Here is a 10692-nt window from a genome sequence, read left to right as displayed (position 1 = left end):
GGGAGGGGACTTGCAAGGCTGCGTCATGACCGCCCTCGCCCAGGACGGCGCCGCCATCCGTCGGTCGCTGCGGCGGGCCGGGCGGCGGCGGCGGATCGAGGCCTGGCTGCTGCTGGCGCCGCTGGTCGCCTTCCTGCTGCTGGTCTTCGTGGCGCCGATCGCCGGCATGCTGTGGCGCGCGATCGACGACCGCGAACTGGCCCCGGTGATGCCGCGCACCATTACCGCCCTGGCCGGCTGGCAGGGCGAGGCGCTGCCCGGCGAGGACGCCTTCGCCGCCCTGGCCGCCGACCTGGCGCAGGCCCGAGCCGACAAGACCCTGCCGACCGCTGCCCGGCGCCTGAACTACGACCGCAACGGCCTCCGCACGGTCATCAGCAACACCGCCCGCAAGCTGCCGGACGCGCCGAAGGGCAGCTGGCAGGAGACGCTGACGGCGCTCGACCCCGCCTGGGGCCAGGTCGAGACCTGGGGCGCCATAGCCCGCGCCGCAGGCCCTGCCACCGATTTCTACCTGCTGGCCGCGCTGGACCTGCGCCGCGACGCGGCCGGGACGATCCTGCCCTCCCCGCCCGAGGAGGCGATCTTCCGCGAGGTGTTCCTGCGCACCTTCCTGGTCGCGCTGTCGGTCACCGCCCTGTGCCTGGTGATCGGCTTCCCGGTGGCCTATCTGCTGGCGACCCGGCCGCCGCGCGTCGCCAACCTGCTGATGATCCTGGTGCTGCTGCCGTTCTGGACCTCGCTGCTGGTCCGCACCACCGCCTGGGTGGTGCTGCTGCAAACCAACGGCGTGGTCAATGAGATCATCACCGGGCTAGGCCTGGCCGGGGAGCCGCTGCAGCTGGTCTACAACCGGGTTGGCGTGCTGGTGGCCATGACCCATGTGCTGCTGCCCTACATGATTCTCCCGATGTACAGCGTCATGCGCTCGATCCCGCCGGCGCATCTGCGCGCCGCCTATTCGCTGGGCGCCCGGCCGGTCGGCGCCTTCCTGCGGGTCTACCTGCCGCAGACCCTGCCGGGGATCGGCGCCGGCGCGCTGCTCGTCTTCATCCTGGCGCTCGGCTACTACATCACCCCGGCGCTGGTCGGCGGGCCGGCGGACCAGATGATCAGCTGGTTCATCGCCTTCTACACCACCAGCACGGTCAACTGGGGCATGGCCTCGGCCCTCGGCCTCCTGCTGCTGGTGGCCACCCTCGCCCTCTACGCGGTCTATGCCCGGCTGGTGGGTGCCGACCGCATGCGGCTGGGCTGATGCCATGAGGATCCTCGAAAGCCTGCGCTTCTGGCGCGCCCTTCTCTGGCTGACCGGCGGCGCGGCGCTCTTGTTCCTGATCGCGCCGATCCTGGCGATCATGCCGCTGTCCTTCAACGGCGGATCGTTCCTGGTCTATCCGCTGGACGGCGTGTCGCTGCGCTGGTTCGCGGAGTTCTTCGAGTCCGAGCGCTGGATGGGCGCCCTGGCCAACAGCCTGATCGTCGGCGGCGCCACCACGGTGCTGGCGACGGCGCTGGGCATCCCGGCGGCGCTGGGGCTGAGCCACGCGCCGCTGCGCTTCCGCGGGCTGCTGACCGGCCTGCTGCTGTCGCCGATGATCGTGCCGGTGGTGATCGTAGCGGTGGGCCTCTACTTCGCCTTCGCCACGGTGGGGCTGACCAACAGCTATGCCGGGCTGATCCTGGCGCACACGGCGCTGGCCGCGCCCTTCGTCGTCATCACCGTCGGCGCCACGCTGCAGGGGCTGGATCGCAGCCTGCCGCGCGCCGCCGTCAGCCTCGGCGCCCGGCCGGCCACCGTGTTCTTCCGGGTGACGCTGCCGCTGATCCTGCCCGGCGTCGTCTCCGGTGCGCTGTTCGCCTTCGTCACCTCCTTCGACGAGGTGGTGGTGGCGCTGCTGCTGGCGGGGCCGGGCCAGCGTACCCTGCCGCGCGAGATGTTCAACGGCATCCGCGAGAGCATCACCCCGACCATCACCGCCGCCGCCAGCGTGCTGATCGTGGTGTCGACCCTGATGCTGGTCGCGATCGAGGCGCTGCGCCGCCGCGGCGAAAGGCTGCGGGCCCGGCGCTGACTTGCCGGTGTCGGCCGGCGGGAGTAGTGAAGCCCATGCTTCAGCATCCGCAACCGCTCGACCTGATGTTCCAGGCCCTGGCCGACCCCAGCCGCCGGATCATGGTCGAACGGCTGAGCCGCGGCCCGGCCTCGGTCAGCGAGCTGGCCCGGCCCCTGTCGATGTCGCTGTCGGCCGTGGTGCAGCACCTGGCGGTGCTGGAGGCCAGCGGCCTGGTGCGGTCGGAGAAGGTCGGCCGCGTGCGCACCTGCCGGATCGAGCCGGCGGCCCTGCAGACGGCCGAGCAGTGGCTGAGCGACCGGCGGCTGAGCTGGGAGCGCAAGCTGGACCGGCTCGGCGACTTCCTCGCCGCCGCGCCGGACGAGCCCTCTTCCTAGTTCACCGCCCCGTCGCCGCCGAGATCCTCCATCATCGGGTCCGCCGCCGACTGGCCGGTGGCGCGATTGACCAGCACGGTGATGACCCAAAGGACGATGCCGATCGCCAGCAGGATGCCGGCGATCTTGTATTCCTCGGGGTTGCGCCCGGTCCACGGGCCGGCCAGGAAGCCGCAGCACGCCGCGCCCAGCACCGGCAGGAAGGTCGGGGTGCGGAAATGGTTGTGCTCGACCTTGTCGCGGCGCAGGACCAGCACGGTGATATTGACCACGGTGAAGACGCAGAGCAGCAGCAGCGCCGTGGTGCCGCCCAGCGCCGGCACGCCCCCAACGAAGCCGATCAGGCCGAAGGCCAAGAGCGTGGTGAAGCCGATGGCGACATAGGGCGTGCGCCGTGCGGCATGGACGCGGCCCAGCACGCTGGGCAGCACCCGCTCCCGGCTCATGCCGTAGACCAGGCGGCTGGCCATAAGCATGTTGATCAAGGCGCTGTTGGCGACCGCGAACATGGTGATGAAGCCGAAGATCTCCAACGGAAAGCCCGGCGCGCCGGCCTGCACCACCTTGAGCAGCGGCGTCTCCCCCTCGCCCAGCTGGTCCGGCGGCACCAGGGTGATCGAGGAGATCGAGACCAGCACATAGATCACGCCGGTGATGCACAGCCCGGCCAGCAGCACCTTCGGGAAGATGCTGCTCGGCTCGCGGCATTCCTCGGCCATGTTGACCGAATCCTCGAAGCCGACCATGGCGAAGAAAGCCAGGGTGGTGGCGGCGATCACCGACCAGAACACACCGCTGTCGGTGGCGCCGAACTGGACCACGCGCGAGACGTCGCCCTGGCCCATGCCGATCGCCCACAGGCCGATGCAGATGATGATCAGCAGGCCCGTGAGCTCGACCAGGGTCAGCACGACATTGGTCTTCACACTTTCGCCGACACCGCGGAAGTTGACGATCGCGACCATCGCCATGAAGCCCAGGCCGATCAGGGTGACGCCGCCGCCGGACAGGCCGAGATCGAAGGCGCTGGATAGGTTGGCGGCAAAGGCGCGTGAGGCGGTGGAGGCCGAGGTGATGCCCGAGCACATCACCGCGAAGGCGACGAGGAAGGTGATGAAATGGATGCCGAAGGCCTTGTGCGTGTACAGCGCCGCGCCGGCCGCGCGCGGGTATTTGGTCACCAGCTCGAGATAGCTGAAGGCGGTGACCAGGGCGACGGCGAAGGCCACCAGGAAGGGCAGCCAGACCACGCCGCCCACCTGCTGCGCCACCTTGCCTGTCAGGGCGTAGATGCCGGTGCCCAGGATGTCGCCGACGATGAACAGCAGCAGCAGCCAAGGCCCCATCACCCGGTGCAGGCTCGGCTCCACGGCCGGCGCGCCCGGGGCTTCTCTGGCGATATCGACCATCAACTCCCCTTCCGACGATCGTATGCGGATATGCATGAAACAGCATTTCCGGAGGAATGTCGCCGCGGAAGCCGCTGGCGCCCAGGACGGAGGAAGAAGAGAAAGGGCTTTTTCCTTGTCATCATGGGCGACCGTCGCCGCGCCGGCCTATCTTGACGGCCGCGAGCCGTCCCGCACCCCGCATGAGCTGAAGGGCCATGGCCACTGGAAGTTCGAGAGGGACGGCGAGGCGCTGGAGGTCGAGGACGACGGCCCGCTGACGCTGGGCGACCAGGAGCTGACGCTGCGGGCGGCGGTGGACGGCGCCGGCATCGCCTGCGTGTTCGAGGCGGTGGCCGCCCCGGCGCGGGTCGCGGGGCGGTTGGTGCGGCTGCTGGAGGATTGGTGCCCGGACTTCCGGCTTCTTCCTGTACGACCCGAGCCCGCGGCAACTGCCGTAGGGCCTTCGGGCCTTTATCGAGATGGCGCGCGAGGAATGGCCGGCGGGATAGCCGCAGCGAAAAGGCCCAGACCTCGGTCCGGGCCTTCCGCAGTCCGATGGGCCGGGCGGCTTACGCCGCGGTGGCGCGCAGCATCCAGGCGGTCTTGTCGTGATAGGTGATCCGGTCGGTCAGCAGGTCGACGGTCGAATCGTCGCCGGCCTTCTCGCCCACCGCGAGGGCGGTCTTGGCCTGCTCCGACAGCAGCTCATGGCTCTTCACCAGGTCCTTGACCATGGCCTGGCCGTCGATGCCGTCCTTGGGCGGCGACACCTTGGTCAGTTCGGAGAAGGCCTTGAAGCTGCCCGGCGCGTAGTCGCCAAGGGCGCGGATCCGCTCCGCCACCTCGTCCACCGCCGCGAACAGCTCCTTGTACTGCTCCTCGAACATCAGGTGCAGCGAGCGGAACTGCGGGCCCTCCACGTTCCAGTGATAGTTCTGGGTCTTGATCTGGAGGGCGTAGGTATCGGCCAGCACCTGCTTCAGCGCGTCCACGACCGGAGTATTGGAGGCCTTGCTCATCACCCTTCTCCTGCTTTTCGGAGGCGTTCCGGCCCGCGTTCCAGGCCGCTGCCACGGTTTCTAAAATGGCTCCGATCCGATGGAGTTCCAATCGATCCGTCGGATCGGGTCGATCACCCCTCCTTATCGGAAAAAGCAGGTCGGCTTCCACCTGTCATACGGCATGGGCCCAGGCAAACTCAGAGATGGTTCCAATGGCCAGGTCAGCCCGGACAGTTGCCCGGCGCCGGCTTGCCGGCGAAGCGGTCGCGGATCCAGGCCAGCTGGTCGGGCACCGTCCGGCCATCCCTGACGGCGGGCGGTCAGGCCCAGTCGCGCCAGCGCGCGGCGATGCGGTTGCCGACCGACAGACGCAGGTCCTGGATGCCGGTGTCGACCTCACGGCTGGGGTGCACTCGGTTGGTCAGCAGCGTCCAGGCGATGCCGCGGTCGAGATCGATCCACAGGCCCGTGCCGGTGAAGCCGAGATGACCGATGGTGCGCGGCGAGCACAGGCTGCCGCCCTTCCACCCGGGATGCCGCCGCTCCCAACCCAGCGCCCGGCCGGGAGTCGATTGAGGGGCGCACAGCTCGACCATCGCCGCCGGGCTCAGCAGCCGGCCGCGCAGCAGCTCCAGCGCGAAGTCGAGCACGCCGCGGACGGTGCCGAACAGCCCGGCATGGCCGGCGGCGCCGCCCAGCGACCAGGCGTTCTCGTCATGCACCTCGCCGCGCAGCAGCCGGTTGCGGACGGCGCAGACCTCGGTCGCCGCGGACTGCGCCGGCGACGGCGCGAAGGACAGGCCGGTGCCGACCGGCAGCTGGTTGAAGGCGACGCCGCGCCAGCGCTCGACCACGAAGCCGAGCAGCATGTAGTTGATGTCGGAATAGACCGGCTCGGCCTTCACCGGCCAGTGCTTGCGGATCACCGCGGCGCGGCGCTGCTCGGCCGGGCCGGGCCAGAGATAGATCCGCTCCTGCGCCGGCAAGCCGCTGGAATGGTCGATCAGCCGGCGCAGCGGGATGGCGCCGTGCAGCGGCGCCGCGTCCGGCAGATGCTTGGCCAGCGGGTCGTCGAGGTCCAGCACCCCCTCCTCCACCAGCCGCAGGATTTCGGTCACCGTGACGATGACCTTGGTCAGGCTGGCGAGGTCGAACCAGGTGTCGCGCTGCAGCGCCTCGGGCTTCGGCAAGGTGGTGGCGGCGCCGCCCCAGCGCAGGGCGCGCTGGCCGTCGGCGGTGGCGATGCCCAAAGCCGCACCCGGAATCCGGCCGTCCTCCAGGGCGAGGGCCACGGGAGCGAAGGCGTGATCGGCGAGGGTCTCGAGGCTCATGGACACGGCTCGTCGGGGCGGACGGCGTCGTTAGAGCATGGCGGCGGTGGCGACCGCAAGGCCGGGGCGCAAGGCCGGGCCGCCCTGCCCCGCGCCCCGGCCGGGTTGGACGGCGAGCAGGCGCGTGCTAGACCCAACCGGCAACGCCCATAAGAAACGGTCGCCCGACATGTCCCGTACCGCCGCCCGCGCCCTGGTCGACACCCTGCGCCTGAACGGCGTCGACACCATCTTCTGCGTCCCGGGCGAGAGCTACCTGGCCGTGCTCGACGCGCTGCACGACGTGCCGGAGATCAAGCTGGTGGTGTGCCGCCAGGAAGGCGGCGCCGCCTACATGGCCGACGCCTACGCCAAGGCCACCGGCAAGCCGGGCATCTGCTTCGTCACCCGCGGCCCGGGCATCACCAACGCCTCGGTCGGCATCCATGTGGCGCAGCAGGACTCGTCGCCGGTGATCGTGTTCATGGGCCAGGTCGGCCGCGACATGTTCGAGCGCGAGGCCTTCCAGGAGGTCGATGTCCGCAAGGTCTTCGGGTCGATGACCAAATGGGCGGCGCAGATCGACGACGCCGACCGGGTGCCGGAATTCGTCTCCCGCGCCTTCCACACCGCCACCTCCGGCCGGCCCGGCCCGGTGGTGCTGGCGCTGCCGGAGGACATGCTGGTCGAGGAGACCGACGCGCCGGATGTCCGCCCGGCCACGCCGGTCGAGGCCGGCATCGGCGTCGAGGCCCTGGCCCGGCTGCGCGACCTGCTGGCCGAGGCGAAGCGGCCGCTGCTGCTGATCGGCGGCGGCGGGTGGGATGCCAAGGCGCGCGCCGACATCCAGGCCTTCGCCGAGGCGTGGGAGGTGCCGCTGACCGTGTCCTTCCGCTGCCAGGACTATGTCGACAACGACCACACCCACTATGCCGGCGATGTCGGCATCGGCCCGAACCCGAAGCTGGCCGAGCGGGTGAAGACCACCGACCTGCTGATCGTGCTGGGCGCCCGGCTGGGCGAGATGACCACCAGCGGATACACCCTGCTGAACGTGCCGGTGCCGGCGCAGCGCCTGGTCCACATCCATGCCGGGGCGGAGGAGCTGGGCCGGGTGTACCAGCCCGAGCTGGCGATCAACGCCAGCTCCGCCTCCGTCGCCGCGGCGCTGGCCGCCCTGGCCCCGGCCGGCGACATCCAGGCCCGGCAGGACTGGGTGCGCGGCGCCCGCGCCGATTACGAGGCCTGGCAGCAGCCGGTGGTGTCGCCCGGCCCGGTGCAGATGTCGGAGATCGTGCGCTGGCTGGTCGGCCGGCTGCCGGCCGACAGCATGATCTGCAACGGCGCCGGCAACTACGCCACCTGGTTCCACCGTTTCTACCGCTATCGCGGCTGGCGCACCCAGCTGGCGCCGACCAACGGGTCGATGGGCTATGGCGTGCCGGCCGGCGTCGCCGCCAAGCTGCGGCATCCGGAACGGGTGGTGATCGCCGCCGCCGGCGACGGCTGCTTCCTGATGAACGGGCAGGAGCTGGCGACCGCGGCCCAGTACGACGCGGCCGTGGTGTTCCTGGTGATCGACAACGGCATGTACGGCACCATCCGCATGCATCAGGAGCGGGAATACCCGGCCCGGATCAGCGGCACCGACCTGAAGAACCCGGATTTCGCGCGGCTGGCCCAGGCCTATGGCGCCCATGCCGAGACGGTGGAGCGGACCGAGGAGTTCGCACCGGCCTTCGAGCGGGCGGTCGCCGCCGGCAAGCCGGCCCTGATCTGGATCAAGCTGGACCCGGAGGCGATCACCCCGCGCGCCAGCCTGAGCCAGATCCGCACCACGGCGCAGCAGGCGAAGGGCTGACGACGATGTCGCGAAGCGTTCTCCGCAGGGTCGCATTCCTGCCATAGACGCTTCCGATAGTCGCCCGTCCGACACGATCCCTATCCCGCGACCCATCGGCCGCCGGGCATCCCCGCGAGAGGCTGCGCATGACCAGATCCTGGGCCCGAATTCTCTGGCTGGCCGTGCCGGCCCTGGTGGCCGGGCAGGCGATCGCGGCCGGCGCGCCGCCGCGCGCCACCGGCCCGATGACCTTCGTGTCCGCCAGCAATGGCGGCAACTGCATCGGCTGCGAATGGACGGCGGCGGAAGGCACCATCACCGCAGCCACCCCGGCCGCCTTCGATGCTTATGTCGCCGAGAACGGCTGCCCGACCCTCCACTTTGATTCCCCTGGCGGCGACCCGGCGGCGGCGATGGCGCTGGGCCGCAAGATCCGGGAGCACTGCGTCGATGTCGAGGTCGGCCGTACCGTCCCCTATGAGGACCCGACCCTGCCGACGGATTCCCCCAAGGTCGAGGACACGGCCTCCGGCCGCTGCGAGGGCGCCTGCGTCCTGGCCTTCCTCGGCGGCCGCAGCCGGACCGTGGAGGCCGGCGAGCTGGCGTCCGGCGGCGTGCCCGAGAGCCTGCGGCCGCAGGTCGCGTCCTATCTGAGCGATATGGGCCTCGAGCCGACGGCCGTATCCTATCTGGCGGAGCTGATGTCGCGCCCGAACCCGAGCTGGGTGGGCATGCTGGAGCAGCTCGGGATCGCCAATGCCGGGACGGAGACGCGGACGCTGTGGCGGGACCAGACGGAAGGCCAGGGAATGGTCGCGACCATGACCCGGCACACCCCGACCAACGATCCGGGCGAGACGCTGACGCTGTTCTGCCGCCGCGGCGACCAGACCCCGGCCTATCTGGCCTATTCCGGCTTCGACACCGGCACGGAGCTGCCGGACACGGCGACGCTGCAGATCGGCGATGGCGCCGCGGCCGCGTCGCGCGACGTCACCGGCCCGGACCTTGAATCCCGCGACGGCCCGGACGGGCCCGAGGTGACGGTGGCGCTGAGCCAGGCCGAGCGGGACGCGATCCTGGCCGGCCAGCCCTTCTCGCTGAGCATGGACGCGCTGCCGACCGTGGCCCCGGGCGGCATCGTCGGCCTGGACAGCACCTTGACCGAGGCCGACCGCAAGGCGGTGCAGCAGGCGCTGGCCCACTGCCTCTGACGCTCAGGCCCAGCCGGCCATCAGCATCAGCGCCCCCGCCCCGGCGCTGACGCCGAGAAGTACGTTGCGGCGGAACAGCAGGAACACGGCGAGGCCGAGCGCGGTGGCGCCGGCCCGCTCCGCCATCGACGTCGCGGCCAGCGGCCCGGCCGGCAGCAGGATCATGCGCGCGATCAGCCCGGCCAGGATGGCGTAGGCGACGCAGCCGACCCAGTCGAGCAGCGCCCCGCCCTCGCGCACCCGGCCGGCGAGATAGACGCCAAGCGCCCGCCACAGATAAGTGGCGGCCGCGGCGCCCAGCAGCATCAGCCAGGGCATCGCCTCACCCATGGCGGCGGCGCCACAGCCGATCGGCCAGGAAGGCGGCGGTGCCGGCGATCAGTCCGGTGGCCAGCAGCCCCCATTCCGGGTCGAGCTGGTAGAGCAGCGGCCCCAGCGCCCCGCCCAGCACCATCGAGCCGAGCCGGGCCCGGTTCCTGAGGTCGGCGGTCAGCACCAGGATGAAGTAGAGCGGGTTGAGGAAGACGAGGCCGAGCGAGACCGAGGCCGGCACCGCCGTGACCAGATAGTAGCCGACCGCGGTCCAGCCGACGCAGGACGCCCACAGGGTGCCGGCGAAGCCGACGAAATAGGGCAGCCGCTGCTCCGGCGGCAGGGTCGGGCAGACCCGCATCCCCTGCACCCAGCCGGTGATGGCGACCAGATGGGCGGCGGCATAGTCCCACCAGCGCGGCCGCCCGGGCACGCGCAGCCCGGGCAGCAGCACCAGCGCCATCGGCAGCAGCCGGACATTGACCAGCGCCACCGCGGCGGCCATGGCCAGCAGCGAGGCGCCGACGGCATAGGCCTCGATCAGCACCATCTGGCCCGGCAGGGCCCAGCCGGTCAGGGTCGAGAGCAGCCCGACCGGGAGGCCGAGCCCGCTGGCCCGCACCAGCGAGCCGAAACCGACATAGGAGGCGCCGAGCACCAGCAGCGGCGCGCCCAGCACGTCCCGCGCCCCGCCGCGGAAGGCGGCGCGGGGCGAGGCGTAGGCGCGAATCCGGTCAGGCATGGTTCGCTTGTAGGATGCCGCCCCGGCCCGCCGGCATGCCGATCCGGCATGGAGGGTCTGCGGCCGGATCCGCAGGCCGTCCCTAGTCCAGGTCCAGCATCTTCAGGAACGCCTCCACCGCCTTGCTGCGATAGTGGTCCGGATGGCGCAGCACGCGGAAGCGGCGGGCCGGGAACGGCGGGTCGAGCTGGTGCAGCGTGCCGAAGCGCAGCCCCGATTCGACCGACAGGCTGGACAGCACCCCGGCCCCTGCCCCGGCCTCGATCGCCGCCCGCACCGCCTCGTTGCTGGCCAGCTCCAGCGCCACCGGCAGCGCGGCCGGGTCGACGCCGAGCCGCTCGAGCGCCGATTCGAACACCTGGCGGGTGCCGGAGCCGCGCTCGCGCAGCACCCAGGGGCTGTCGGCGAAGCGGGCCGGCGCCACTAC

The 10692-nt window shown here is 71.1% G+C and carries 11 protein-coding genes; 5 read left to right on the top strand and 6 right to left on the bottom strand.

What is annotated here, in order from left to right; genetic code table 11:
• Positions 1–25: 25 nt before the first annotated feature.
• Genes P409_RS15440 through P409_RS15430 form a run of 3 tightly spaced genes read left to right on the top strand, consistent with a single transcriptional unit; the run spans position 26 to position 2452 of the window.
• Positions 26–1258 (top strand): ABC transporter permease, encoded by a 1233-nt coding sequence (locus P409_RS15440; protein ID WP_034838602.1) that lies wholly within the window; start codon positions 26–28, stop codon positions 1256–1258.
• A gap of 4 nt (positions 1259–1262) precedes the next feature.
• Positions 1263–2075: an ABC transporter permease gene (locus P409_RS15435; RefSeq protein ID WP_034838600.1), complete on the top strand. Its 813-nt coding sequence runs from the start codon at positions 1263–1265 to the stop codon at positions 2073–2075.
• A gap of 35 nt (positions 2076–2110) precedes the next feature.
• Positions 2111–2452, top strand: a complete 342-nt coding sequence (locus P409_RS15430; RefSeq protein WP_034838598.1) for an ArsR/SmtB family transcription factor — start codon at positions 2111–2113, stop codon at positions 2450–2452.
• Here P409_RS15430 and P409_RS15425 read toward each other — a convergent pair.
• The 3 genes from P409_RS15425 to P409_RS15415 all read right to left on the bottom strand — a co-directional run bounded on the left by P409_RS15425 (position 2449) and on the right by P409_RS15415 (position 6175).
• Entirely contained in the window at positions 2449–3861 is a 1413-nt protein-coding gene (locus P409_RS15425; protein ID WP_034838597.1) for an APC family permease, read from the bottom strand. The genes P409_RS15430 and P409_RS15425 overlap by 4 nt on opposite strands.
• Before the next feature lie 551 nt (positions 3862–4412).
• Positions 4413–4862 carry a Dps family protein gene (locus P409_RS15420; protein ID WP_034838596.1) on the bottom strand — a complete coding sequence of 150 codons (450 nt, stop codon included), beginning with the start codon at positions 4860–4862 and terminating at the stop codon, positions 4413–4415.
• A 302-nt stretch (positions 4863–5164) separates the two neighbouring features.
• A complete protein-coding gene (locus P409_RS15415; protein WP_034838592.1) occupies positions 5165–6175 on the bottom strand; it encodes a serine hydrolase domain-containing protein in 1011 nt (336 codons plus the stop codon).
• Between the two features lie 169 nt (positions 6176–6344).
• Between P409_RS15415 and P409_RS15410 the strand changes: the two genes are divergently transcribed.
• On the top strand, positions 6345–8015 hold the full coding sequence (locus tag P409_RS15410; RefSeq protein WP_034838588.1) for a thiamine pyrophosphate-binding protein: 1671 nt from the start codon (positions 6345–6347) through the stop codon (positions 8013–8015).
• Positions 8016–8143: 128 nt separating this feature from the next.
• A complete protein-coding gene (locus tag P409_RS15405) occupies positions 8144–9211 on the top strand; it encodes a hypothetical protein (protein ID WP_034838585.1) in 1068 nt (355 codons plus the stop codon).
• Between the two features lie 3 nt (positions 9212–9214).
• Here the strand turns inward: P409_RS15405 and P409_RS15400 are convergent, their stop codons facing one another.
• From P409_RS15400 to P409_RS15390, 3 genes are all read right to left on the bottom strand, one after another.
• Positions 9215–9541, bottom strand: a complete 327-nt coding sequence (locus tag P409_RS15400; RefSeq protein ID WP_034838581.1) for an AzlD domain-containing protein — start codon at positions 9539–9541, stop codon at positions 9215–9217.
• A complete protein-coding gene (locus P409_RS15395) occupies positions 9534–10265 on the bottom strand; it encodes an AzlC family ABC transporter permease (RefSeq protein WP_034838578.1) in 732 nt (243 codons plus the stop codon). The genes P409_RS15400 and P409_RS15395 overlap by 8 nt, the downstream gene beginning before the upstream one ends.
• Positions 10266–10347: 82 nt before the next feature.
• Positions 10348–10692, bottom strand: a 345-nt coding sequence (locus tag P409_RS15390; RefSeq protein WP_034838574.1) for a LysR substrate-binding domain-containing protein, incomplete at its 5' end; no start/stop codon positions are given.

The organism is Inquilinus limosus MP06, from assembly GCF_000767795.1.
GTDB classification, from domain to species: domain Bacteria; phylum Pseudomonadota; class Alphaproteobacteria; order DSM-16000; family Inquilinaceae; genus Inquilinus; species Inquilinus limosus_E.
The sequence above is the reverse complement of the archived record's forward strand: the minus strand, read 5'-3'. Positions and strand labels throughout refer to the sequence as shown.

Excerpts from the sequence above, each read along its gene's own strand:
- P409_RS15440 (WP_034838602.1), top strand. The coding sequence starts at position 26 with ATGACCGCCCTCGCCCAGGACGGCGCCGCCATCCGTCGGTCGCTGCGG.
- P409_RS15435 (WP_034838600.1), top strand. The coding sequence starts at position 1,263 with ATGAGGATCCTCGAAAGCCTGCGCTTCTGGCGCGCCCTTCTCTGGCTG.
- P409_RS15430 (WP_034838598.1), top strand. The coding sequence starts at position 2,111 with ATGCTTCAGCATCCGCAACCGCTCGACCTGATGTTCCAGGCCCTGGCC.
- P409_RS15425 (WP_034838597.1), bottom strand. The coding sequence starts at position 3,861 with ATGGTCGATATCGCCAGAGAAGCCCCGGGCGCGCCGGCCGTGGAGCCG.
- P409_RS15420 (WP_034838596.1), bottom strand. The coding sequence starts at position 4,862 with ATGAGCAAGGCCTCCAATACTCCGGTCGTGGACGCGCTGAAGCAGGTG.
- P409_RS15415 (WP_034838592.1), bottom strand. The coding sequence starts at position 6,175 with ATGAGCCTCGAGACCCTCGCCGATCACGCCTTCGCTCCCGTGGCCCTC.
- P409_RS15410 (WP_034838588.1), top strand. The coding sequence starts at position 6,345 with ATGTCCCGTACCGCCGCCCGCGCCCTGGTCGACACCCTGCGCCTGAAC.
- P409_RS15405 (WP_034838585.1), top strand. The coding sequence starts at position 8,144 with ATGACCAGATCCTGGGCCCGAATTCTCTGGCTGGCCGTGCCGGCCCTG.
- P409_RS15400 (WP_034838581.1), bottom strand. The coding sequence starts at position 9,541 with ATGGGTGAGGCGATGCCCTGGCTGATGCTGCTGGGCGCCGCGGCCGCC.
- P409_RS15395 (WP_034838578.1), bottom strand. The coding sequence starts at position 10,265 with ATGCCTGACCGGATTCGCGCCTACGCCTCGCCCCGCGCCGCCTTCCGC.